We start from the raw sequence: 22,185 nt of genomic DNA on the forward strand, positions 1-22,185 counted from the left end.
CCAGCGTCGACCGCGGCTGCCCGATGGTCCTCGGCGGCCCGCTCTCGCACGTGATGGCCGCCAAGGCCGTCGCGTTTGCGGAGGCCCGCCAGCCCTCCTTCCAGGACTACGCCGGCAAGGTCGCCGACAACGCGAAGTCCCTGGCCGAGGGCTTCCTGACCCGCGGCGCCTCGCTCGTCACCGGCGGCACCGACAACCACCTCGTGCTCCTCGACGTGTCGTCGTACGGACTCACCGGCCGGCAGGCCGAGTCGGCCCTCCTCGACGCCGGCGTCGTCACCAACCGCAACTCGGTCCCCGCCGACAGCAACGGCGCCTGGTACACCTCCGGCATCCGCCTCGGCACCCCCGCGCTCACCACCCGCGGCTTCGGCCACGACGAGTTCGACCAGGTCGCCGAGCTCATCGTCCACGTCCTCGACAACACCACCGCCGGCACGACCAAGGCCGGCACCCCTTCCAAGGCCTCCTACGACCTCGCCGAGGGCGTCGCCCAGAAGGTCAAGGACGCCTCCGCCGAGATGCTCGACAAGCACCCCCTCTACCCCGGCCTCGAGCTCACCTGAGCCCACGGTGATCACCGCACGGTGATCGCCAGCCGACGGTGGTCGAGCCGCAGGGACGAAGTCTCTGCGCGTCGAGACCCCCGCAGCGCTCCACCGACGCAACCACCGGGTGGGGTGGGGCCGGACGCGAAAGTGACCGCGACCACAACGAACACAAGGGTGACGCAGGCCACACACCCCACGACAGTGGACCCCGGACCGGGAACCACCCGGCAGCACGCCAGCCGGGAGGCAGCATGAGCACCGACACCACGGGCGGAACGACCCCGACCAAGGTCCAGCACCGGACCCACTACCTCTACATCGCGGTGATCGTGGCGGTCGTCGCCGGCATCGCGGTGGGCATCGCGTTCCCCGACTTCGCCGTCGAGCTCAAGCCGCTCGGCACCGGGTTCGTCGACCTGATCCGGATGATGATCCAGCCGGTCATCTTCTGCACGATCGTCATCGGCGTCGGCTCGGTCGCCAGCGCCGCCCGCGTCGGCAAGGTCGGTGGGCTCGCGCTCATCTACTTCGTCACGATGTCGACGTTCGCGCTGGCCATCGGCATGGTCGTGGGCAACATCCTGCACGCGGGCTCCAACCTCGAGCTGACCGATGCGCTCGCCAGCTCCGGCCAGGAGCAGGCGGCCGAGGGCCACGGCAGCACCACCGACTTCCTGCTCGGCATCATCCCCGACTCGATGCTCTCGGCGCTGACCTCCGGCGAGGTCCTGCAGACGCTGCTCGTCGCGCTGCTCGTCGGGTTCGCGCTGCAGCAGATGGGCAGCTCGGCCAAGCCGATCCTGCGCGGTATCGGGCACATCCAGCGCGTCGTGTTCCGCGTCCTGGCGATGATCATGTGGGCCGCGCCCGTCGGTGCCTTCGGCGCCATGGCCGCCGTCGTCGGAGCCACCGGTGCCGACGCCCTCAAGAGCCTGGCCGTGCTGATGATCGGCTTCTACGTCACCTGCGCGCTGTTCGTCTTCGTCGTCCTCGGCACGCTGCTCAAGGTCGCGACCGGCGTCAACGTCTTCATGCTGCTCAAGTACCTCGGCCGCGAGTTCCTCATCATCGTCTCCACCTCGTCCTCCGAGTCGGCCCTGCCGCGGCTCATCGCCAAGATGGAGCACGCCGGCGTCGACAAGCCGACCGTGGGCGTCGTCGTGCCGACCGGCTACTCGTTCAACCTCGACGGCACCGCGATCTACCTGACCATGGCCTCGCTGTTCATCGCCCAGGCGCTCGGCGACCCGCTGTCGATCGGCGAGCAGATCTCGCTGCTGGTCTTCATGATGATCGCGTCCAAGGGGGCCGCGGGCGTCACGGGCGCCGGTATGGCGACCCTGGCGGGCGGCCTGAGCTCGCACCGTCCCGAGCTCGTCGACGGCGTCGGCCTCATCGTCGGCATCGACCGCTTCATGTCCGAGGCCCGCGCGGTCACCAACTTCGCCGGCAACGCCATCGCCACCGTCCTGGTCGGCCACTGGACCGGCGGCCTCGACCGCGCCCAGCTCGACCGGGTGCTGGCCGGCGACGACCCGTTCGACGAGACCACCATGCTCGACGACCACGGTGCCGACGACGTCGACGACACCCCGGACGACGAGCCCGCCTCGGCCACGCCGTCGGCGCTCGACAAGACCCCGGCCCACGCGTGACGCGCGCCTGACGGCGTACGACAGATCACTCCCGGCGAGCGGGGCCTGCTTCCACGAAGCAGGCCCCGCTCGCCGTTAGCGTGTCGGCATGACCTCGGAGACCACCGGCTCGGCGGTGAAGCCGAGCTCGGTGCTCGCCGAACGGGCCCGACGGACCGGCCACGTCCTGTGGCGGCTCATCGTCACGACGGTCTCGTCCTGCCTCAAGTACCGCGTCACCGGCCTCGCCGCCGAGGGCGCGTTCTTCGCCGTGGTGTCGGTGCCGCCCCTGGTCTTCGCGCTGGCCGGCGCGGTGGGCTACGTCTCCAGCCAGTTCAGTGCCGACCAGGTCGAGGAGGTGCGCCGGGCCGTCATCGACCTGAGCGGCACCTTCCTCACCGATCGGGCGGTCGACCAGGTCATCGAGCCGACGATGAACGACGTCCTCGAGGGCGGCCGGCTCGACGTGATCTCGCTCGGCTTCGTGCTGTCGCTGTGGTCGGGCTCGCGCGCGCTCAACGTCTTCGTCGACACCATCACGATCATGCACGGGCTCGGCGGCCACCGCGGGATCGTCAAGACCCGCGCGCTGGCCTTCGTCCTCTACATCCTGGCCATGGTGACCGGCGCGATCTCGCTGCCGCTGGTGGTCGCCGGGCCGCACCTGGTCCGCGACCTGCTGCCTGCCTCGCTCGACGTGCTGATGACGTTCTACTGGCCGATCGTCATCGTCGTCTGCATCTGCTTCCTGGCCACGCTCTACCACGTGTCCGTGCCGGTGCGGACGAACTGGACCTTCAACCTGCCCGGCGCGACCTTCACCCTGGTGGCCTGGATCGTCGGCTCCTACGTGCTGCGCTGGGTCCTCACCGTCACCGCCGCCGACTCGAAGTCCATCTACGGACCGCTGGCCGCGCCGATCGCCGTGCTGCTCTGGCTCTACGTCGTGGCGCTCGCCGTCCTCATCGGCGCGGCGGTCAACGCCGCCTTCGACGAGGTCTTCCCGCAGAAGCACACGTCGCGCGCGAGGCTCGAGCTGATGGCGCGACTGCGTGCCCTAGGTTCGCAGCGTGGATGAGCACCTGACCGGTACGGCGGCCAACCCGGCCCGCGGCAAGGTCAACCTTCCCGAGCGCACCCGCTCGCCGTGGTTCGTGCTCGGCCGCCGGCTGCTGCTGGCGATGACGATCCTCGTCGGGACCGTGCTGCTGGTCTACTTCGACCGTGACGGCTACGCCGACAACAACGACCCGACCGGCCAGATCAGCCTCATCGACTCGCTCTACTACACGACCGTCACGCTCAGCACGACCGGCTACGGCGACATCGCCCCGGTCACGGACACCGCGCGGCTGGTCAACGCGTTCGTCATCACGCCCGCCCGCATCGCGTTCCTGGTGCTGTTGATCGGTACCACGCTCGAGGTGCTCGCCTCGCAGGGACGCGAGCTGATCCGCATCTCCCGATGGAGGAAGAACATGGGCCACCACGTCGTCGTCATCGGCTACGGGACCAAGGGCCGGAGCGCCGTCGAGACCCTCGTCGGCAACGGCATCGACCGCGAGGGCGTCGTCGTCGTCGACCCCTCGGCCATCGCGCTGGCCGACGCCCACGCCGACGGCCTCGCCGTCGTCACCGGCGACGCCACCCGCCGCGACGTCCTGCGCCGCGCGGGCGTGGGGGAGGCCGACCAGGTGATCATCTGCACCGGCCGCGACGACTCCAACGTCCTCGCCGCCCTCACCGTCCGCCAGCTCAACCCCGACGCCTGGATCGTCGCCTCGGTCTCCGAGCAGGAGAACGCCCCCCTCATGCGCCAGTCCGGCGCCGACTCCGTCATCACCTCCTCCGACGCCGTCGGCCGCCTCATCGGCCTCTCGACCCTCTCGCCGACCCTCGGCACGGTGATGGAGGACCTGCTGACCTACGGCGAGGGCCTCGAGGTCGCCGAGCGCGAGCTGCTCGTCACCGAGGTCGGCAAGCAGCCCCAGTCGGTCCCCGACCAGGTCATCGCCGTCGTCCGCGACGAGCAGGTCTACCGCTACTTCGACCCCGTCGTCGCCCTCCTCGCCCGCGGCGACCGGCTGGTCGTCGTCCGCCCCGCCAAGGAGCTGCCCTGGGCCCCCCGCCCCGGCACCCACAACGAGGACTTCGCCACCGACGAGGACGACTAGCCCTTCTTCGAACACACGTTCGATCGTGTGGGACGATCGGACGCATGGCCGGCGGGATGAACCAACGGGGGAGAGGCCTCCCGCTGTCGGAGCGCACCACCGGCCCACCCGCCCCCGACCCCTGCCCGATGCGCCACTGCTGGGTCGCCGACGCCGCCGACGGCCAGGGCGTCAAACGTCCCGGGCTCCTCGTCGAGTGGCGCCCCGCGGCCACCGGCTGGGAGGGCCGGGTCGTCTACGCCGCCCAGGTGCGTCCCGGGGGCTGGCTGACGGTCGAGGAGTGGCTCCCTGCCGCCCTGCTGACCCCGCTCTAGCCCCACCCGACCCACGGCGGTTGAGGTGCGAGGCCGGCCACGGCCGAGCCTCGAAACCCCCGCCGCCGACGCACCCATCCCGACCCGACGGCGGTTGAGGTGCGCGGCCGGCCACGGCCGAGCCTCGAAACCCCCGCCGCCGACGCACCCATCCCGACCCGACGGCGGTTGAGGTGCGCGGCCGGCTACGGCCGAGCCTCGAAACCCCCGCAGCGTCCCTGCCAACGGTCCATCGACATGGACGCAAATTGGAACCGAGCCGCTGGGGTCTCGGGTCCCCAGCAGCTCGGTGAACCCCACGCTACCGACGCACCACGGAGCCCCGCAGCGAAAGCGAAAGACTCACAGCGTGGCCCGCGTCACAACCCCAGGACCCAGGCCACACAGGGCAAAACGAAACCGAACCACTGGAGTCTCGGGTCTCCAGTGGTTCGGTAGGAGGAACGCTAGCGACCGCCGCGCACCCTCCGCAGCAAAATCGCCGAAATCGAGATCTCTTTACCTTGAGCCGTCCTCGGGCGCCCACCAGCACTCCGGCCGGGGCCGGCGACGGCCACCGATCGCGCGGACCAGGGCGAGGCATCGACCGATCATCGCGCCATTCTGGTGGTGCCGCGTTGCACGAACGTTGCACGCAGGACAAGGACCGGACGAGCTGACGGATCGGGGCAAAACGAAACCGAACCACTGGAGTCTCGGGTCTCCAGTGGTTCGGTAACGGCAACGCTAGCGGCCGGCGTACGACGCCCGCAGCAGAATCGGCGAAGAAGTCCGAGATCGCTCAGCGAGCGTGCATCGGCTTGCTCGGCAGCACCTCGGCCGAGACGCCCCACCAGCATTCGGGCTCGGCGCGGCGGCGACCCAGCAGGTCCCCGGTCCCGGTGATGATCCCGGCCAGGTAGCGGCGGATCATCGAAGCTCACCAGCGTCAGGAGTCGTGTTCATGGGAGCGAGCCTGCCTCGCGGCCCACGGTGCGACCTCACCCCCGGGTGGACACTCGTGCTCTCAAACGGGTGATGGGGGACTGGGCCAGACTTGCCCCCGACCCGTCCACAGACCACCGGAGCCGACCCCGATGACGCCCGCCGACGACGTACCGACCGCACGCCAGAGGCGACGCCACGGCATGCTCCGTGGCCTCCTGCTCACCGCCGCGGCCGTCCCGTTCTACGTGCTCGCCGCCTACCTGCGCGGCCGCGCCGACGACCCCTGGCCCACCGTGGTCGCGGTCCCGGGCCACGTGCTGCTGGCCCTCGGCGTCCTGGTGATGCTGTGGCACGCCGTCGTACCGCTGGTCCGCTTCGGTCTCCACGCTGGCCGCGACTGACTCACACGTCGATCTGCGACCCCATGATCACGGTGCGGTCGCGCGGCAGGTTGAAGTAACCGACGGCGTCGGCGGAGATGCCGGCCGTAGCGATGAAGAGCCGCTTGCGCCACTTCGGCATGCCCGGGTCGGTGCCGGCGCGCAGCTCGATGTGGGAGACGAAGTAGGTCGTGTCCTCCGGCTCGACCGACAGCTCGCCGGTCATCCCGCGCGCCATGGCGAGGATCGCGGGCACGTCGGGGCTCTCGGTGTAGCCGTAGCGGGCGTGCACGTGCACGATCCCGTCGTCGCTCCAGCCGAGGTCGTCGACGGTGATCCGGTCGCCCTCGGGCACGGTCGGCACGAGGACGGTCTCGACCGACAGCACGATGCAGTGCTCGTGGAGCACCTGGTTGTGCTCGACGTTGGCGCGCATCGCCAGCGGGGTCGTCTCCTTGTCGCGGTTGAGGAAGACGGCGGTGCCGGGGGTGCGGCGCAGGGGTGGCTGGCGGGCGTGCAGCTCGTTGACGAACTCGAGCAGCTGGCCCTCGTGGTGGTTGCGCTGCCGGGTCACCTGGGCGCGGCCGGACTGCCAGTTCATGAGCACGGTGAACACGGCGGTCGCGATCAGCAGCGGCAGCCACGCACCGCTCTCGAGCTTGGTCAGGTTGGCGGCGAAGAAGAGCAGCTCGATCGACAGGAACACCACGGTGCCGAAGGCGACCAGCGGCAGCGGCAGCCCCCAGTGCTTGCGGGCCATGTAGGCGAGCAGCACCGTGCCGAGGGCGATCGTCCCGGTCACGGCCATGCCGAAGGCGTAGGCCAGCGACGCCGAGCTGCGGAAGCTGAAGACCAGCACCAGCACCGCGATCATCAGCACCCAGTTGATCCACGGCACGTAGATCTGGCCCGAGGTCTCCTCGGAGGTGTAGAGCGTGCGCAGCCGCGGCAGGTAGCCGAGCTGCACCGCCTGCCGCGACACCGAGAACGCCCCGGTGATGACGGCCTGCGACGCGATCACCGTCGCCGCGGTCGCGAGCAGCACCAGCGGCACGAGCAGCATGTCGGGCACGAGCAGGAAGAACGGCGCCCGCGAGTTGCTGGAGTCCTCGAGGATCAGCGCCGCCTGGCCGAGATAGCTGAGGATGCACGCCGGGAACGCGCCGAACAGCCACGCCCGCGCGATCGCGGGCCGACCGAAGTGGCCGAGGTCGGCGTACAGCGCCTCGGCGCCGGTGATGGCCAGCACGCAGGCGGCCAGTGCGAAGAAGGCGGTGCCGAAGTCGGTGACCATGAACTCGACGGCGTACGTCGGCGACAGCCCTTTGAGCACCTCGGGGTCGCCGACGATCCCGATGACCCCGAACACCCCGATCGTCGAGAACCACACCACCATCACCGGCCCGAACAGCCGGCCCACCTTCTCGGTGCCGAACCGCTGCCCGGCGAAGAGCAGCACGATGATCACGGCGGTCACCGGGACGACGTACGGCTCGAAGGAGGGCTGCACCAGCACGAGGCCCTCGACCGCGGACAGCACCGAGATCGCGGGCGTGATCATGCTGTCGCCGAAGAACAGCGACGCGCCGAAGATCCCGAGCGCCGCCAGCACCACCTTGGTCCGCGCCGACCCCGGCGCGTCCCGCTTGGTGAGCAGCGTCATCAGCGACAGGATCCCGCCCTCGCCCTCGTTGTCGGCGCGCAGCACGATCAGCACGTACTTGATGGTCACCAGGACCGTCACCGACCAGAAGATCAGCGACGCGATCCCATAGACGTGGTCCGTCGTCACCGACACCGGGTGCGGGTCCTCGGGGTTGAACACCGTCTGCATCGTGTAGATCGGGCTCGTCCCGATGTCGCCGAACACGATCCCCAGCGCCCCCAGCGTCAGCGCCGCGGTCGCCTTCTTGCCGTGCGACGTCTCAGGCGCCTCCCGGACCTCGTCCTCGGTCAGGTCCGGCTGCGGGGTCCCCATGCGTCGAAAGGTAGCCCTGCCCGCTCGGCCCGCCCTCACCCCGTGTCGTGTGGCGGCACACGGCTCCCACGGTGGTCGAGCCGGGCGAGCCCTGGCGAGCCCGCGTCGAGACCACCGCAGCCGACCTGGAAGGGGCCGCCCGCGGCCGTCACGAGACCCGCTCAGGCCATCCCGACCCACCCGATCGGCCATCAAGTGACCGCCGGCGAATGCCGAATCCTCAGGAACCACCCGTACTGTCCTAACCAGCCGAGAGATCACCCCACGTCTCTGTCCAGTCGCTCCTGATGCACCTCACCAGCCGACCGTGACCAGCGGACGCAGGAAGGCCCGATGACCTCGCTCGACGTCGCACCCCCGGCCGTAGCCACCCACACGTGCCCGCACGGTGCCGCCCTCTGGGCGATCATGCGCCAGCTCTCGATGAGCCTGCTCGTCGCCTGCGCCGTCCCCGCGGTCCTGTTCTACGCGGTCCTCGAGGTCGCCGGCATCACGACGGCGATCCTGACGGCCCTCGGCTGGTCCTACGGCGCGATCGCCTGGCGCCGGCTCACCGGCCGCTCGATGTCGGGCCTGCTGATCCTGACGTCGACCATCCTGACGATCCGCACGATCTTCACCCTCTCGACCGGCAACACCTACATCTACTTCCTCCAGCCGGTCGTCAGCGACGCCATCGTGGCCGTCGTCTTCCTCATCTCCCTCGCCACGGCCCGCCCCCTCGTGGACCGCCTGGCCGCCGACTTCTACCCGATGAGCCCCGACCTGGCCGGCCACCCCCGTGTGCGCCGCCTCTTCTGGCGGTTGACCCTCATGTGGGGCGGCGTGTGCGTCGCCAAGGGCGTCGTCGGCTTCTGGCTCCTGGCCTCGCTCTCGGTGGCCAACTTCGTGCTCATCAAGAGCAGCGCGATGATCGGCATGACCGCTCTCGCGGTCGCCGTCACGATCTGGGCGTCGCTGGTCGTCCTGCGGCACGACAGCGTGTCCGCAGCCTGATCAGGTGGCGCCCGGTCGGGTCACCCCTCCGAGCTCACGCCAGGTCGCCTCGACCAGGTCGGCGGCCGTGGTCGGGGGAACGTGCTCCCAGACCCGCAGGACACGCCACCCGGCCTCCTCCAGCCGACGGGTGGTGTCCTCGTCCCGCTCGCGGTTCCGGGCGATCTTCCAGTCCCACCACTCGCGATTCGCCTTCGGTCGGTGCACGTGCGTCGGACAACCGTGCCAGAAACATCCGTCCATGTAGACGGCCAGGCGCACGCGGGTGAACGCGATGTCGATGGTCCGGCGCTTGTTGCCGGGCACCTTCACCTGGACCCTGTAGCGAAGTCCTCGCCGGTGCAGCTCCTTGCGTAGGAGGAGCTCCGGCTTGGTGTCGCGACGCGCCAGGGTCGACATCTTGGCTGACAGTTCACCCCCGGGGCGAGTGCGGGATGGCTCGGTCGGCACGTCGTCATCTTGACTCAGTTCCAGCGTGGATCCGTAGAGCCGGACCGGGAGGGCTCGGAGGGGGACGCAGACTGCCGACGTGGTGAGTGCGGCGGTTCAGCCACGGGGACCCGACGGCACACATCGTCGTCCGCGATCGACCATGTCTGCACCAGAGCGGAGTACGGGTGGAGCGCAGTTGACTGCCGTTCCGGCGTAGCCGCAGGAGGAGTCCAGGCAATAGGAAGGCCCGCCTCCCTTTTGGGGAAACGGGCCTGACCTGCTGCTCGGACTGGTGGACGATACTGGGTTTGAACCAGTGACCTCTTCCGTGTCAAGGAAGCGCGCTACCACTGCGCCAATCGTCCGTGGTGGTGCTGTTGAGTTGTCGTGTGGAGGTGGGTACGGGATTTGAACCCGTGTACACGGATTTGCAGTCCGTTGCCTCGCCTCTCGGCCAACCCACCGTGCTACTGGTTGGAGGTCGGGCCGTGACACTGACCTCTCCGAGCGGACAACGAGACTCGAACTCGCGACCTCAACCTTGGCAAGGTTGCGCTCTACCAACTGAGCTATGTCCGCCTGCAACCTGGTGTCAGCCGCCCTTGCGTTGGCCGTCCTTGAGTGCGTGAGAACCGTACCCGATGCGTCGGAGTGGGCCAAAACCGGTACCGCCGTCGTCGTGTCGTAACGCCCTCGTTGCCTACAGTGACGCCCATGCGTGCCTGGATCGACGGAGCCCTGCTGGACGACCCGACCGGGCCGGCGGTGAGCGTCATCGACCACGGCCTGACGGTCGGCGACGGGGTGTTCGAGGCGATCAAGGTCGTCGGCGGTAAGCCGTTCGCGCTAGACCTGCACCTGGCGCGGCTCGGACGGTCGGCTGCCGGGCTCGGGCTCGGCGACGTCGACGAGGCCGCCGTGCGGGCCGGGATCACCGCGGTGCTCGACGGGCAGGACCTGCCGCTGGGCCGCATCAGGATCACGCTGACCGGGGGACCGGCGCCGCTCGGGTCCGGCCGGGGGGAGCTCCCGATGACCGTGGTCGTCGTAGCGGCCCCCATGGCGCCCTCCGAGGAGACGACGACCGTGGTGACGGTGCCATGGCCCCGCAACGAGCGCGGGGCGCTGGCGGGGCTCAAGACGACGTCGTACGCCGAGAACGTCGTCGCGCTGGCCGAGGCCAAGCGGCTCGGGGGTTCGGAGGCGATCTTCGCGAACCTGGCGGGGCGCCTGTGCGAGGGGACCGGGTCGAACGTCTTCTACGTCGTCGACGGCGAGCTCCGCACGCCGACGCTCGCTAGCGGCTGCCTGGCCGGGGTGACGCGGGCGCTCCTGCTGGACTGGTTCGGCGGCGTCGAGGTGGATGAACCGATCTCAGTCGCTGAGTCGGCGGACGAGGTCTTCCTGGTGTCGACGACCCGCGACGTGCAGCCGGTGGTGCGGTGGGGGGAGCGTTCTATCCCGGTCGGGCCCGTGACGTTGAGTGCGGCTGACGCTTGGAAGGCCCGCGAGCCAGAGCTGCTGCTCGCTCTGTAGGCGGCTCAGTGCCCTCGCACTGCGTGGCTCAGGCGAGGAGGGCGTCGAGGAGGGCGTCGACGTTGACACGCTCATCGCCGGGGTGGACGGCGAGCCAGGTACGGCCGAGGAAGGCGAGGAGGTCGGCGGTGCGGACCTCGACCTGGAGGCGGCCCTCGGGGGAGTGGAAATCCATCCGTACGACGGCGCGGCCGTCCTCGTCCAGGCCGGGGCGGAGGCGGATGTCGCCCTCGCCGACGGGTTCGCCGAGGCCGCGGGTCAAAAGACTCCGGGCGACGACCCAGGGGATGTCGCCGGCGGGCACGTGGAAGGTGACGCGGACGGCGTACGGGTCGAGGGCGTCGTAGGAGAAGGTCGCGATGAACGCCATCGGGCGTCCGAGCTCGTCGTCGCAGTGGAGCGCGATGTCGGCGGTGACCGCGGGAGCAAGCGGTTGCTGGGTCATTGGGGAGGGTTTCCTTGTTCCGATACCAGTGGGGGCCGGGGGAGGCGAAGGACGAAGCCCGGGGGCTTCAGTGCTATCGACGCACCTGGAGGTGATTCGGTTGCCTGAACAACGCAGATTTCTCGGAAGCGTTACGGGAAGGTGACCGAGTGGGAGGTCTCGGCGCACATGCGTTAGAGTCGGCGACCGCACGGGGGCGATTGGCGCAGTGGTAGCGCGCTTCGTTCACACCGAAGAGGTCACTGGTTCGAACCCAGTATCGCCCGCCAGAATCTGCCTCGATTGGGCGCGGATTCGTCGGCGTAGGTCGCCCGTCACTGTCACTACCTGACACGACACTCGGCCAAAGTGGGGGAAACAAGCTCTTCCGTGCTTATCCTGGCTACCGGGGGTCCACGTCGCACAGCACGATGTCGTCGGAGATACCCCCGGACGACAGTCCGCCCGGACCCCGCGGAGACGATCCGTGGCGTCAGGAAATCTCGTGGTGGTCGAGACTCGGTTGGCCGGTGTGCTCAGCGAGTTCGCGCACACCCTGACCACCGAGTTCGCCATTCAGGCGATCCTGGACCGTCTTGTCGAGGCCATCGTTGACATCCTGGAGATCGACGCCGCCGGCGTCACGCTCATCTCGCCGACGTACGTGCCGCGGTACGTCGCTGCGTCGGACGAGTCGGCGCTGCGGTTCGAGCGGGTGCAGACCGACCTGCTCGAGGGGCCCTGCCTCGCCGCGCACCTGACCGACGGGCCCATCTCGATCCCCGACCTGGCCGAGGACGACCGATTCCCGCGGTTTGCGCAGATCGCCCGGTCGGAGGGGCTGGTCGCGGTCTTCACCTTTCCGCTCCGCAACCGGGGCCGCGGCCTCGGCGCCCTGGACCTCTACCGCAAGACCGCGGGGCTGCTCACCGAGCCGGAGATGGCGGCCGCCCAGACGCTTGCCGACGTGGCGAGCGCCTACCTCTTCAACGCCCAGTCCCGCGTCGACCTCGCGGCGGCCTCGGCCACCGAGCGCGAGGCCCTCGAGCGGCTCCGCGTGATCGACCGGGTCAAGACCGAGTTCCTCACCACGGTGATCCACGAGCTGCGCACCCCGCTGTCCATCATCAACGGCTTCACCGACCTGCTCCACGACGGCGCCGCGGGGGAGCTGAGCGACGACCAGGTCGCGATGGTGGACGCGATCCGTCGCAACAGCGAGAGGATCACGACGCTGGCCGACGACCTGCTCACCCTCGCCCACCACGAGCACGGCCCCGACCGTCACGACCACCTCGCCGTCGACCTCAAGGAGGTGGTGCTGGCCGTCGAGAGCACGCTGCAGGCGCTCATCGACAGCAGGGGTGTGCGGGTGACGTTCGAGGTGCCGCCTGTCCCGGTGGTGTTCCACGGCGACGCCGACGGGCTCGAGCGGATGGTGCGCAACCTGGTGGCCAACGCCGTGATGTTCACCGAGGACGACGGCTGGGTCCGCTGCAGCCTCTGCGTCGAGCGCGGGCACGCGCTTCTCGAGGTCGCCGACAACGGCATCGGCATCCCCGAGGCCGAGCAGGGTGACCTCTTCACCCGGTTCTTCCGCTCGTCGCTCGTCCGTCAGCACGAGACCCCGGGCTCCGGGCTGGGGCTCAACATCGTCGAGACCGTCGTCCACAACCACGACGGGACGGTCTCGGTGGAGTCGGCGCAGGACCGGGGTACGACGGTCGTCGTCGACCTACCGCTGGCTCACCACGGTTGGCAGGCTGACAAGTCGCCGCCGTGACGTGTCGCTGTTGCGTGGTCGCGAGACGGCAAGTCCTGAAGGTTTCCTACAGACAACCGGAAGGCTCGAGGCTTAGCCTGCGGCGCATGATCAAGGTCCTGTCGGCGTGCCTCGCCAGCCTCCTCGTCCCGCTCGTCCTCGTGCCGGCGTACGCCGTGCCCGCCTCTGCCGCGCCACCCAAGAAGGTCACGACCGGACGCGTCGTCGACGTCCAGAACGGGGCCGGGGTGAAGGGGGCGACCGTGCGGCTGCGGACCCTGACCCGCGACGGCCTCGGCTCGGTCGTCGCCACGGGCAAGACCGACAAGAAGGGCTTCTTCGCGCTCAAGGCGCCCGCGGGCAACAAGTACTTCACCGAGCTCGTCGCCGGCCGCTACCAGTTCGGCGTCGCGGGCGGCTCGCCCAAGTACTTCCAGCCCGGGGCCTTCAACGGCGGCAAGCGCTACCCGGCCGGCGCCAAGCTCGGCAAGATCTACGCCAACCCGGCCTACGTCGCGGGCAAGGTGGTCGACTTCGGGACCAAGCAGCCGCTCGCCGGCGTCACGGTCTCGACCCTGGCCAGGGGCACCAAGGGGGCCACGATCACCGACGTCACCGACGCCGCCGGCGCCTTCGACCTCAAGGGCGTCAAGTTCACCCTCGACGGCACCCTCACCGTCGACGGCTCAGCGGTCGGCTTCGAGTCCGGCGTCATGGGCTGCTCCAAGCACGTCGTCCCCACGGTTTCCCAGGCCTGCGAGATCGCGCCGGGCGGCATCGGCACGCCGATCAAGATCGAGATGGTCAACACCCAGCCGGCTCCGGCCCGGGCCACCCAGGCCGTGGCGGATCGACGTACGGCGCCGGTCCAGACGCGCGTCATCCGGTTCGGCCAGGTCGGCAAGGGACGCGCGGGTATGACGGTCGCCGAGGCGATGGCGACCGGTGAGTTCAACCAGGACGTCCCGAACGGCGAGTGCGACCCGATCCGGTTGCAGCCCAAGGCGCCGTTCAAGCGGCAGTACGTCGTGTTCGTCAACGACGCCGACCGGATCACCGAGATCGACGTCAACGGGCGGCGCCCGCGGACCACCAAGGGCCTCGGCGTCGGCTCGACCAACGCGCAGGTGCAGGCCGTCTATGGCAAGCGGCTGTCGGCGCCCATCAACGTGGGGTTCGAGCAGTGGGGCCGGTTCATCAGCAAGGGCACCGGACCGCAGCGGCGCTGGATCGGGTTCCTCTTCGGTGAGGCGCTCGTCGCCGACGGGCCGCTCGCGGCCAACGACGAGGTGACGCTGGTCGGGGTGCGGAAGCGGTTCAAGCCGGGGCTGCAGTTCGACGGGTGCTGAGGGAGCTGGGGTAGCGGGGCTTCGAGGCTCGCTGCGCTCGCACCTCAGCCGCCGCTGCTTCGGGAGTAGCGGGCTTCGAGGCTCGCTGCGCTCGCACCTCAGCCGCCGCTGCCCGCCGCGGAATATCGGCGCGGCTCAGGCGCCTGTGCCTGGCATGACCACCACACCCCTGACCCTCGGTCTCATCGGCGCCGGCAACATCGGCGGCACCGTCGCCCGGCTCGCGGTCGCGGCCGGCCACGACGTCGTCCTCAGCAACAGCCGCGGGCCTGAGACGCTCGCCGACCTCGTCGAGGAGCTCGGGCCGCGCGCCCGGGCCGCGACCGCGGCCGAGGCGGCCGCCGCTGGCGACGTCGTCGTCGTGAGCGTGCCGCTCAAGGCGTACGCCGACGTCCCCGTCGAGCCACTGGCCGGCAAGGTCGTGCTCGACACCAACAACTACTACCCGCAGCGCGACGGCCAGATCGCCGAGCTCGACGACGAGTCGACGACGGTCTCCGAGCTGCTCCAGGCGCACCTGCCGACCTCCCACGTGGTCAAGGCGTTCAACAACATCTACTCCCTCCACCTCCTCTCGCTCGCCCGCCCCTCCGGCGACCCTGAGCGCAGCGTGCTCGCCATCGCGGGCGACGACGCGGACGCCAAGAAGACGGCGTCGGACCTCCTCGACTCGCTCGGGTACGACGCCCACGATGTCGGTCCGCTGGCCGAGGGCTGGCGCTACCAGCGCGACACCCCGGCGTACGTCGGGCTCTACGTCGACAACGGCGACTTCGAGCACCCGGTGCACGCGGACGGTGCCCGGCTCGACGGGCTGCTCGCGCAGGCGAAGCGGTATCGCGACATGGAGTGAGCCGGGCGTCGGGGCTTCGAGGCTCGCTTCGCTCGCACCTCAGCCACCGTCGAGGCCTCAGCCGCCGTCGAGTGGCGGGGTGAGCGGTCGATACGATCGAGGTTCCGCTCAACCCGACGAAGGGGCTCCACGTGTCCGAGATCAAGGTCGTCCGCATCCACGCCGGTGAGCGTGAGGAGCGGGCGACGACGACGGGCACCAAGGCCTGGGAGCTGTTCGCCGACGACACCGAGGTGATCGCGGCGCGGGTGGGCGGCGAGCTCAAGGACCTCTCCTACGACCTGGCCGACGGCGACGAGGTCGAGGGCGTGGCGATCGACAGCAACGACGGCCACGACATCCTGCGCCACTCAGCGGCCCACGTGATGGCGCAGGCCGTGCAGGAGCTGTTCCCCGAGGCCAAGCTCGGGATCGGGCCGCCGATCGTCGACGGGTTCTACTACGACTTCGACGTGCCGACGCCGTTCGTGCCCGAGGACCTCGACAAGATCGAGACCCGGATGCGCAAGATCGTCAAGGAAGGCCAGCGGTTCAGCCGCCGGGTCACCACCGACGGCGACGCGCTCGACGAGCTCAAGGACGAGCCCTACAAGATCGAGCTGATCGGGCTCAAGGGCTCCGGCAACAGCGACGACGCGGCCGAAGGCGCGAGCGTCGAGGTCGGCGCCGGCGAGCTGACGATCTACGACAACGTCAAACGCAAGGGCGAGGTCGCCTGGAGCGACCTGTGCCGCGGCCCGCACCTGCCCACCACCAAGCGCATCCCGGCCTTCAAGCTCATGCGGTCGGCGGCGGCGTACTGGCGCGGCGACGAGAAGAACAAGCAGCTCCAGCGCATCTACGGCACCGCCTGGGAGTCCAAGGAGGCGCTCGACGCCCACCTCGAGCGGATCGCCGAGGCCGAGAAGCGCGACCACCGCAAGCTCGGGCGCGACCTCGACCTCTTCAGCTTCCCCGACGAGATCGGCTCCGGCCTGCCGGTCTTCCACCCCAAGGGCGGCGTGATCAAGCGCGAGATGGAGGACTACGTCCGCCAGCGCCACATCGAGGAGGGCTTCGACTACGTCGGCACTCCCCACATCTCCAAGGAGCAGACGTTCCACCTGTCGGGGCACCTGCCCTACTACGCGGACGGGATGTTCCCGCCGATGGAGTTCGAGGGCGCCAACTACTACCTCAAGGCCATGAACTGCCCGATGCACAACCTGATCTACCGGTCGCGCGGGCGGTCCTACCGCGAGCTGCCGCTGCGGCTCTTCGAGTTCGGCCACGTCTACCGCTACGAGAAGTCCGGCGTCATCCACGGCCTGACCCGCGTGCGCGGCTTCGCCCAGGACGACTCGCACTCCTACGTCACCCCCGAGCAGGCGCCCGCCGAGATCAAGCACCTCCTCGACTTCGTCCTCGGGCTGCTGCGCGACTTCGGCCTCGACGACTTCTACCTCGAGCTGTCGACCCGCGACGACTCCAAGCCCGACAAGTTCGTCGGCTCGCAGGAGCAGTGGGACAACGCCACCGAGGTGCTGCGGGTGGCGTGCGAGGAGTCCGGCCTCGAGCTCGTGCCCGACCCCGGCGGCGCCGCGTTCTACGGCCCCAAGGTCTCGGTGCAGGCCAAGGACGCGATTGGCCGCACCTGGCAGATGTCGACCATCCAGTACGACTTCAACCAGCCGCAGGGCTTCGACCTGACCTACCAGGCCTCCGACGGCACCCGGAAGCAGCCGGTGATGATCCACTCGGCCAAGTTCGGGTCGATCGAGCGCTTCCTCGGCGTGCTCGTCGAGCACTACGCCGGCGCGTTCCCGCCCTGGCTCGCCCCCGTCCAGGTCCAGGCGATCCCGGTCGCCGACTTCGCCAGCGACTACCTGCACGACGTCGCCCGGCGGATGAAGACCCAGGGCCTGCGCGTCGAGGTCGACGACTCCGACGACCGGTTCCAGAAGAAGATCCGCAACGCCCAGCTGCAGAAGGTGCCGTTCATGATGATCGCCGGCAACGACGACATCGAGGCGGGGGCCGTGTCGTTCCGCTACCGCGACGGCCGCCAGGACAACGGCGTACCGATCGACGAAGCCATCGCGCGGGTGGCCACCGCAGTCAACGCAAGGGAGCAGGTATGACCACCGACGCAGAAGAGACGCTCGACGAGGCCACCACCCAGACCGTCGAGGTCGAGGACGGCACGCTCGAGATCCGCCTGGCCGTCACGGCCGAGGACGTCGACGCCGCGGCGCACCTCTTCGAGAACGAGCTGCGCCCCGACGCCGTACGCCGCTTCCTCGGCCACTCGCAGCACCACCTGCTCCTCGCCTACGACGACGACCACCCGGTCGGCATGCTCACCGTCATCGAGCTGACCTATCCCGACCGCGGCACCGAGATGTTCATCTACGACATGCGCGTCGCCGAGACCCACCGCGGTCGCGGGATCGGCCACGCCCTGCTCGACGCCCTCGAGCCGCTCGCGCGCGACACCTTCTGCGAGAGCGTCTGGGTCGTCACCGGCACCGGCGACAAGAACGCCGGCGCGCGCGCGACGTTCAAGAGCCGTGGCGCCGAGGAGGACGCCGAGAGGGTCCGCTACTCCTGGCGCACCAAGGTCGAGTGAACGCGTGCGCCTGACCGGTCTCGTCGTCGGCGGGGCGCTCGCAATGAGCGGGTGCGGTGGCGACTCCGACGAGGGCGGTACGCCGAGCAGTGACGCTCCTGCGTCGTCCGCGGCCGCCGCTCCCGCGGACGCCGTCGAGGCGGTCGGGCTGTTCTACGACGCCGTCGGCCGGCGCGACTGCATCGTCCTGCGCGGGCTCTCGACACTCGAGGAGCAGCAGGAGGACGACGCCTGGGCCGAGTGCATCGACGTCATGCTCGAGGTGGCCGGCGACGACTTCTCCTACCGGGTCGTGGGGGACTCGGGCTCGGCGTCGCCGATCACCTTCACCGTGGCCTCGAGCTCCACCGTCGGTGGGCAGGTGGTCGAGCGGGAGGACCCTCTCGTGATGGTCGACTCCGGCGGGCAGTGGCTCGTGGACGACTCAGTCGTGACTGCGGGCGGCTGACCCGGCCGAGCGCTCGCCCGGCTTCACCACCGTGACGTCTAGCCTGGGCGCATGCCTCGCACCATCGCCACCGCCACCCAGGTCGAGCTCGACGAGCTGCTCGACTTCGTCCGCCCGCGTCACCGGTTCGTGCTGATCACCAAGCGCGGGGACGGCAGCCCGCAGGCGAGCCCGGTGAGCGGGGGAGTCGACCAGGAGGGGCGGCTGGTGATCTCGACGTACCCCGAGCGGGCCAAGACGGCCAACGCGCGGCGCGACCCCGAGGTGACGGTGCTGGTGCTGAGCGACGAGTTCAACGACGCCTGGGTGCAGGTCGACGGGACGTGCGAGGTCATCGACCCGCCCGACTCGGTCGAGCCGCTGGTCGACTACTACCGCTGCATCGCGGGGGAGCACCCCGACTGGGACGAGTACCGCCAGGCCATGCGCGACCAGGGCAAGTCGCTGCTGCGGGTCACGCCGACGCGGTGGGGTCCCGTCGCCACCGGCGGGTTCCCGGCGCGGCTGGCGGACTGACGGGGCTTCGAGGCTCGCTGCGCTCGCACCTCAGCCGCCGTCCGCACCTCAGCCGCCGTTCGCACGCACCTTCGTCAGTACGCCGTCCAGCACCTTGTCGAGGACGGCCAGCTCGGCGTCGGTGAGGTCGTCGAAGACGAGCTCGCGCACCAGCCGCGCGTGCGACGGGGCGGCCCGCTCCATCGACGCGACGCCCGCCTCCGACACGACCACCCACGACCCGCGGCCGTCGTCCTCGCACTCCTCGCGCTCGACCAGCCCGCGCTTCTCCATCCGGCGCAGGTGGTGGGAGAGCCGGCTGCGCTCCCAGGCGACGGCCGCCGCGAGGTCGCCGACGCGCAGCCGGCCGCCCTCGGTCTCGGTGAGCGCGACGAGCACGTCGTAGTCGCTGAACGACAGCCCCTCGGTGTCCTGCAGCTCCCGGTTGAGGGTGGCGGGCAGCGCGGTCAGCAGGGCGATCCAGCGACGCCAGGCCTGCTGCTGGTCGGCGCTCAGCCAGGGGGAGTCGGAGGTCATGCGACCAGTCTACCCGGAATAGTTGACGTGTCACCTAAGTTGGGAGCATCATGACCACCATGCAGCTCAACCCCCAGGTCGACGTACGACGCTCGGACGAGCGGTTCGCCAGCAGGTACGACTGGCTCGACAGCAAGCACTCGTTCTCCTTCGGTCACCACCACGACCGGACCAACACGCACCACGGACTCCTGCTCGTCAACAACGACGACGTCGTCGACGCCGGCACGGGCTTCGACACCCACCCGCACCGGGACATGGAGATCGTCACCTGGGTGATGCGCGGGTCGCTGGTCCACCAGGACTCGACCGGCCACAGCGGGCTGATCTATCCCGGCCTCGCCCAGCGGATGAGCGCCGGCCGCGGCATCCTGCACTCCGAGAAGAACGACTCCTGGCGTCTCGAGGGCAACGCCCACGAGGAGCCCGTCCACTTCGTGCAGATGTGGGTCGTGCCCGACGAGAGCGGCGTCGAGCCCGGCTACGAGCAGCTCGAGATCGACTCCGACCTGATGAGCGGCGCGCTCGTCCCGGTCGCCTCGGGCATGCCCGAGCACGACGGCAACGCCGCGATCCGCATCCGCAACAAGTACGCCGCCCTGCACGCGGCTCGGCTGGAGCCCGGCCAGGGCGTGGAGCTCCCCGAGGCGCCGTACCTCCACCTGTTCGTCCCGCGCGGCTCCGTCACCCTCGAGGGCGCCGGCCCGCTCGACACCGGCGACGCCGTCCGCTTCACCGCCACCGGCGGGCAGCGCGTGACGGCCATCGAGCCCGCTGAGATCCTGGTGTGGGAGATGCACGCCGGGATCGCGTCCTGACCACCGTGCTGACCAGAGGAGATCACCATGTCTGACGTCGACCTGACGGCCGTCGAGGCCGAGCGTGCCCGCATCCGCGAGACCCACCTCAAGCCGGCGGGGGAGCGGCCGGCGTCGTCGGCGCGCGGCCTCCACCACACCGCACTGATCAGCAGCGACGTCGAGACGACGGTGCGGTTCTACCAGGACCTGCTGGAGTTCCCGCTCACCGAGCTGATCGACAACCGCGACTACCCGGGGTCGTCGCACTTCTTCTTCGACCTCGGCAACGGCAACCTGCTCGCGTTCTTCGACTTTCCTGGCCTCAACGTGGGGCCGTACGCCGAGGTGCTCGGCGGCCTCCACCACTGCGCGATCTCGGTGGACCCAATCCACTGGGAGCGGCTGGTCGGCAAGCTCGAGGCCGCCGGCGTCGAGCACGTCGTGCACTCGGGTGTGTCGGTCTACTTCCGCGACCCCGATGGCGCGCGGATCGAGCTCATTGCCGACCCGCTGGGCGAGATGTACGGGGAGCACGTGCTCTGACGGTGGGTCGTCGGCCGACGGCAGGAATACCCGGTGGGCCGGGTATTCCGGCAGTTCGTGGGTGTTGCAACCCCCGTTAAGTGCAGGGATACCCGGTGAACCGGGTATCCCTGCCGCCGCGTGCTCACCAAGTACCTGAGACGAAACGTCACACATACCCTTTACATGCAACACCACGTCGCACTAACGTCACCGGTGATCACTCCCGACGACGAGAGGTGACCCATGACCGCCACGCACGAGGCCCCGTTCCAGACCTACGAGGAGCGGCTCAGGACGCTCAGCGAGGCCTCGGTCGAGCAGCACTTCGACGCGTTCCTCGACATCGACTGGGACCACCCCGACTTCGCGATCGACCCCACCGACGAGCGGTGGGTCCTGCCCGAGGTCGACGTCCTCGGCGGCCACGCCTGGTACCGCGGGCTGCCCCAGGACGAGCAGATCCGGATCGGGCTCTACCGCCAGGCCAACGTCACCAAGGTCGGGCTGCAGTTCGAGCAGATCCTCATCGCCGGGCTGATGAACTACGCGCTCGCGCTGCCCAACGGCTCGCCCGAGTTCCGCTACTCGACGCACGAGGCGACCGAGGAGTGCCACCACACCCAGATGTTCCAGGAGTTCGTCAACCGCTCCGGCCAGGAGGTCCGGGGCGGGTCGCGGCTCTTCCGCACCCTCGGCCCGGTGCTGCCACTGGCCGCCCGCGTCGTGCCGTTCGCGTTCTTCTACGGCGTCCTGGCCGGCGAGGAGCCCATTGACCACGTGCAGAAGTCGATCCTGCGCGCCGGCGACGACATGCACCCGCTGCTGCAGCGGATCATGCAGATCCACGTCGCAGAGGAGGCGCGCCACATCGGCTTCGCCCACCAATACCTGATCCACAAGGCCCCGCGGCTCAAGCGTCACGAGCGAGCAGTGCTCTCGGTCGCCGTGCCCGTCATCATGAAGTGGCTCTGCAACGAGATCCTGGTCCCCAGCAAGCAGGCCCAGAAGGACATGGGCATCCCCAAGTCGGTCATCAAGGACCTCTACTGGGAGAGCGAGGAGGCGCAGAAGTTCCTGCGCGACCTGTTCGGCGACGTCCGGATGCTCGCCGACGAGACCGGCATGATGAACCCCGTCTCGCGCCGTGTCTGGCGCCTGATGAAGATCGACGGTCGCAGCTCGCGCTTCCGCAGCCAGCCCGCGTCCGCGGCCTCCTGAGGGTCGACGTCCGATGGCGTACGTCGTCACCCAGTCGTGCTGCGCCGATGCCTCGTGCGTCGTCGCCTGCCCGGTCAACTGCATCCACCCCGCCCCCGGTGAGCCCGGCTTCGCCACGGCCGAGATGCTCTACATCGACGCGCGCTCCTGCGTCGGGTGCGGTGCCTGCGTGACCGCCTGCCCGGTGGGCGCCATCTCACCGGACACGCTCGGGCTCCCCGAGCAGCAGCCCTTCGTCGAGCTG

Annotated in this window: 23 protein-coding genes, 4 tRNA genes and 1 pseudogene; 20 read left to right on the forward strand and 8 right to left on the reverse strand. The window is 69.7% G+C overall.

The genetic code is table 11. The annotated features are described in order from the left end of the window. The 5 genes and pseudogenes from Q7T52_RS15475 to Q7T52_RS15495 all read left to right on the forward strand — a co-directional run. Positions 1 to 566, forward strand: a pseudogene (locus tag Q7T52_RS15475) (glycine hydroxymethyltransferase); the annotation flags it as partial. A 236-nt stretch (positions 567 to 802) separates the two neighbouring features. Continuing rightward, complete coding sequence (locus Q7T52_RS15480; protein WP_304804034.1) at positions 803 to 2,206, forward strand: cation:dicarboxylate symporter family transporter; 1,404 nt, start codon at positions 803 to 805, stop codon at positions 2,204 to 2,206. An 88-nt stretch (positions 2,207 to 2,294) separates the two neighbouring features. Further along, the gene (locus Q7T52_RS15485) at positions 2,295 to 3,263 is read left to right on the forward strand and encodes a YihY/virulence factor BrkB family protein (RefSeq protein WP_304804036.1); all 969 of its coding nucleotides are present in this window, start codon (positions 2,295 to 2,297) and stop codon (positions 3,261 to 3,263) included. Then, positions 3,256 to 4,359, forward strand: a complete 1,104-nt coding sequence (locus Q7T52_RS15490; protein WP_304804038.1) for a TrkA family potassium uptake protein — start codon at positions 3,256 to 3,258, stop codon at positions 4,357 to 4,359. Before Q7T52_RS15485 ends, Q7T52_RS15490 begins: the two co-directional genes overlap by 8 nt. 44 nt (positions 4,360 to 4,403) lie before the next feature. Then, positions 4,404 to 4,673, forward strand: coding sequence for a hypothetical protein (locus Q7T52_RS15495; RefSeq protein WP_304804040.1), 270 nt, complete (start codon positions 4,404 to 4,406; stop codon positions 4,671 to 4,673). Between the two features lie 781 nt (positions 4,674 to 5,454). Here Q7T52_RS15495 and Q7T52_RS15500 read toward each other — a convergent pair. Beyond that, positions 5,455 to 5,586, reverse strand: coding sequence for a hypothetical protein (locus Q7T52_RS15500; RefSeq protein ID WP_304804042.1), 132 nt, complete (start codon positions 5,584 to 5,586; stop codon positions 5,455 to 5,457). A 163-nt stretch (positions 5,587 to 5,749) separates the two neighbouring features. Between Q7T52_RS15500 and Q7T52_RS15505 the strand changes: the two genes are divergently transcribed. Then, on the forward strand, positions 5,750 to 6,001 hold the full coding sequence (locus Q7T52_RS15505) for a hypothetical protein (RefSeq protein ID WP_304804044.1): 252 nt from the start codon (positions 5,750 to 5,752) through the stop codon (positions 5,999 to 6,001). A gap of 1 nt (position 6,002) precedes the next feature. Here the strand turns inward: Q7T52_RS15505 and Q7T52_RS15510 are convergent, their stop codons facing one another. Further along, positions 6,003 to 7,958, reverse strand: coding sequence for a potassium transporter Kup (locus Q7T52_RS15510; protein WP_304804046.1), 1,956 nt, complete (start codon positions 7,956 to 7,958; stop codon positions 6,003 to 6,005). Between the two features lie 333 nt (positions 7,959 to 8,291). Here Q7T52_RS15510 and Q7T52_RS15515 point away from each other — a divergent pair, with 333 nt between their 5' ends. Next, a complete protein-coding gene (locus Q7T52_RS15515; protein ID WP_304804048.1) occupies positions 8,292 to 8,954 on the forward strand; it encodes a VC0807 family protein in 663 nt (220 codons plus the stop codon). Here the strand turns inward: Q7T52_RS15515 and Q7T52_RS15520 are convergent, their stop codons facing one another. The 4 genes from Q7T52_RS15520 to Q7T52_RS15535 all read right to left on the reverse strand — a co-directional run bounded on the left by Q7T52_RS15520 (position 8,955) and on the right by Q7T52_RS15535 (position 9,965). Next, positions 8,955 to 9,353 (reverse strand): very short patch repair endonuclease, encoded by a 399-nt coding sequence (locus Q7T52_RS15520; protein WP_304804050.1) that lies wholly within the window; start codon positions 9,351 to 9,353, stop codon positions 8,955 to 8,957. 323 nt (positions 9,354 to 9,676) lie between these two features. Continuing rightward, a tRNA-Val gene (locus tag Q7T52_RS15525) sits at positions 9,677 to 9,751 on the reverse strand. Positions 9,752 to 9,776: 25 nt separating this feature from the next. After that, positions 9,777 to 9,850 (reverse strand) — tRNA-Cys (locus Q7T52_RS15530). 42 nt (positions 9,851 to 9,892) lie between these two features. Then, a tRNA-Gly gene (locus Q7T52_RS15535) sits at positions 9,893 to 9,965 on the reverse strand. A gap of 135 nt (positions 9,966 to 10,100) precedes the next feature. On the opposite strand from Q7T52_RS15535, the gene Q7T52_RS15540 reads away from it, so the two are divergent. Next, complete coding sequence (locus tag Q7T52_RS15540; RefSeq protein ID WP_304804051.1) at positions 10,101 to 10,922, forward strand: aminotransferase class IV; 822 nt, start codon at positions 10,101 to 10,103, stop codon at positions 10,920 to 10,922. Between the two features lie 28 nt (positions 10,923 to 10,950). On the opposite strand, the gene Q7T52_RS15545 is transcribed toward Q7T52_RS15540, so the two are convergent. After that, positions 10,951 to 11,367 (reverse strand): SsgA family sporulation/cell division regulator, encoded by a 417-nt coding sequence (locus Q7T52_RS15545; RefSeq protein ID WP_304804053.1) that lies wholly within the window; start codon positions 11,365 to 11,367, stop codon positions 10,951 to 10,953. Between the two features lie 194 nt (positions 11,368 to 11,561). On the opposite strand from Q7T52_RS15545, the gene Q7T52_RS15550 reads away from it, so the two are divergent. The 8 genes from Q7T52_RS15550 (at position 11,562) to Q7T52_RS15585 (ending at position 18,882) form a co-directional block, all read left to right on the forward strand. Further along, positions 11,562 to 11,636, forward strand: a tRNA-Val gene (locus Q7T52_RS15550). Positions 11,637 to 11,851: 215 nt separating this feature from the next. Further along, the gene (locus Q7T52_RS15555; RefSeq protein ID WP_304804055.1) at positions 11,852 to 13,129 is read left to right on the forward strand and encodes a HAMP domain-containing sensor histidine kinase; all 1,278 of its coding nucleotides are present in this window, start codon (positions 11,852 to 11,854) and stop codon (positions 13,127 to 13,129) included. Between the two features lie 86 nt (positions 13,130 to 13,215). Further along, a complete protein-coding gene (locus Q7T52_RS15560; protein WP_304804057.1) occupies positions 13,216 to 14,457 on the forward strand; it encodes a hypothetical protein in 1,242 nt (413 codons plus the stop codon). A gap of 145 nt (positions 14,458 to 14,602) precedes the next feature. Beyond that, positions 14,603 to 15,310 carry an NADPH-dependent F420 reductase gene (locus Q7T52_RS15565; RefSeq protein WP_304804059.1) on the forward strand — a complete coding sequence of 236 codons (708 nt, stop codon included), beginning with the start codon at positions 14,603 to 14,605 and terminating at the stop codon, positions 15,308 to 15,310. A gap of 131 nt (positions 15,311 to 15,441) precedes the next feature. After that, the gene (thrS, locus tag Q7T52_RS15570) at positions 15,442 to 17,430 is read left to right on the forward strand and encodes a threonine--tRNA ligase (RefSeq protein WP_370692329.1); all 1,989 of its coding nucleotides are present in this window, start codon (positions 15,442 to 15,444) and stop codon (positions 17,428 to 17,430) included. Further along, complete coding sequence (locus Q7T52_RS15575) at positions 17,427 to 17,918, forward strand: GNAT family N-acetyltransferase (RefSeq protein WP_304804061.1); 492 nt, start codon at positions 17,427 to 17,429, stop codon at positions 17,916 to 17,918. The genes thrS and Q7T52_RS15575 overlap by 4 nt, the downstream gene beginning before the upstream one ends. A gap of 4 nt (positions 17,919 to 17,922) precedes the next feature. Further along, positions 17,923 to 18,366 (forward strand): hypothetical protein, encoded by a 444-nt coding sequence (locus tag Q7T52_RS15580; RefSeq protein ID WP_304804063.1) that lies wholly within the window; start codon positions 17,923 to 17,925, stop codon positions 18,364 to 18,366. A gap of 51 nt (positions 18,367 to 18,417) precedes the next feature. Further along, positions 18,418 to 18,882, forward strand: a complete 465-nt coding sequence (locus tag Q7T52_RS15585; RefSeq protein WP_304804065.1) for a PPOX class F420-dependent oxidoreductase — start codon at positions 18,418 to 18,420, stop codon at positions 18,880 to 18,882. A 48-nt stretch (positions 18,883 to 18,930) separates the two neighbouring features. On the opposite strand, the gene Q7T52_RS15590 is transcribed toward Q7T52_RS15585, so the two are convergent. After that, complete coding sequence (locus tag Q7T52_RS15590) at positions 18,931 to 19,398, reverse strand: MarR family winged helix-turn-helix transcriptional regulator (protein WP_304804066.1); 468 nt, start codon at positions 19,396 to 19,398, stop codon at positions 18,931 to 18,933. Positions 19,399 to 19,448: 50 nt separating this feature from the next. On the opposite strand from Q7T52_RS15590, the gene Q7T52_RS15595 reads away from it, so the two are divergent. The 4 genes from Q7T52_RS15595 to Q7T52_RS15610 form a co-directional block, all read left to right on the forward strand. After that, positions 19,449 to 20,216, forward strand: coding sequence for a pirin-like bicupin family protein (locus tag Q7T52_RS15595; protein WP_304804068.1), 768 nt, complete (start codon positions 19,449 to 19,451; stop codon positions 20,214 to 20,216). Positions 20,217 to 20,243: 27 nt separating this feature from the next. Further along, the gene (locus Q7T52_RS15600; protein ID WP_304804070.1) at positions 20,244 to 20,741 is read left to right on the forward strand and encodes a VOC family protein; all 498 of its coding nucleotides are present in this window, start codon (positions 20,244 to 20,246) and stop codon (positions 20,739 to 20,741) included. Between the two features lie 225 nt (positions 20,742 to 20,966). After that, the gene (locus Q7T52_RS15605; RefSeq protein ID WP_304804072.1) at positions 20,967 to 21,941 is read left to right on the forward strand and encodes a diiron oxygenase; all 975 of its coding nucleotides are present in this window, start codon (positions 20,967 to 20,969) and stop codon (positions 21,939 to 21,941) included. A 13-nt stretch (positions 21,942 to 21,954) separates the two neighbouring features. Next, positions 21,955 to 22,185, forward strand: a 231-nt coding sequence (locus tag Q7T52_RS15610; protein WP_304804074.1) for a ferredoxin family protein, incomplete at its 3' end; no start/stop codon positions are given.

The sequence above is a fragment of the Nocardioides sp. genome (assembly GCF_030655615.1).
Classification (GTDB): Bacteria; Actinomycetota; Actinomycetes; order Propionibacteriales; family Nocardioidaceae; genus Nocardioides.

Coding starts and splice junctions, on each gene's coding strand:
- Q7T52_RS15595 (WP_304804068.1), top strand. CDS start 19,449: ATGACCACCATGCAGCTCAACCCCCAGGTCGACGTACGACGCTCGGAC.
- Q7T52_RS15515 (WP_304804048.1), top strand. CDS start 8,292: ATGACCTCGCTCGACGTCGCACCCCCGGCCGTAGCCACCCACACGTGC.
- Q7T52_RS15575 (WP_304804061.1), top strand. CDS start 17,427: ATGACCACCGACGCAGAAGAGACGCTCGACGAGGCCACCACCCAGACC.
- Q7T52_RS15520 (WP_304804050.1), bottom strand. CDS start 9,353: ATGTCGACCCTGGCGCGTCGCGACACCAAGCCGGAGCTCCTCCTACGC.
- Q7T52_RS15560 (WP_304804057.1), top strand. CDS start 13,216: ATGATCAAGGTCCTGTCGGCGTGCCTCGCCAGCCTCCTCGTCCCGCTC.
- Q7T52_RS15495 (WP_304804040.1), top strand. CDS start 4,404: ATGGCCGGCGGGATGAACCAACGGGGGAGAGGCCTCCCGCTGTCGGAG.
- Q7T52_RS15500 (WP_304804042.1), bottom strand. CDS start 5,586: ATGATCCGCCGCTACCTGGCCGGGATCATCACCGGGACCGGGGACCTG.
- Q7T52_RS15540 (WP_304804051.1), top strand. CDS start 10,101: ATGCGTGCCTGGATCGACGGAGCCCTGCTGGACGACCCGACCGGGCCG.
- Q7T52_RS15605 (WP_304804072.1), top strand. CDS start 20,967: ATGACCGCCACGCACGAGGCCCCGTTCCAGACCTACGAGGAGCGGCTC.
- Q7T52_RS15585 (WP_304804065.1), top strand. CDS start 18,418: ATGCCTCGCACCATCGCCACCGCCACCCAGGTCGAGCTCGACGAGCTG.
- Q7T52_RS15590 (WP_304804066.1), bottom strand. CDS start 19,398: ATGACCTCCGACTCCCCCTGGCTGAGCGCCGACCAGCAGCAGGCCTGG.
- Q7T52_RS15480 (WP_304804034.1), top strand. CDS start 803: ATGAGCACCGACACCACGGGCGGAACGACCCCGACCAAGGTCCAGCAC.
- Q7T52_RS15485 (WP_304804036.1), top strand. CDS start 2,295: ATGACCTCGGAGACCACCGGCTCGGCGGTGAAGCCGAGCTCGGTGCTC.
- Q7T52_RS15510 (WP_304804046.1), bottom strand. CDS start 7,958: ATGGGGACCCCGCAGCCGGACCTGACCGAGGACGAGGTCCGGGAGGCG.
- Q7T52_RS15505 (WP_304804044.1), top strand. CDS start 5,750: ATGACGCCCGCCGACGACGTACCGACCGCACGCCAGAGGCGACGCCAC.
- Q7T52_RS15545 (WP_304804053.1), bottom strand. CDS start 11,367: ATGACCCAGCAACCGCTTGCTCCCGCGGTCACCGCCGACATCGCGCTC.
- Q7T52_RS15600 (WP_304804070.1), top strand. CDS start 20,244: ATGTCTGACGTCGACCTGACGGCCGTCGAGGCCGAGCGTGCCCGCATC.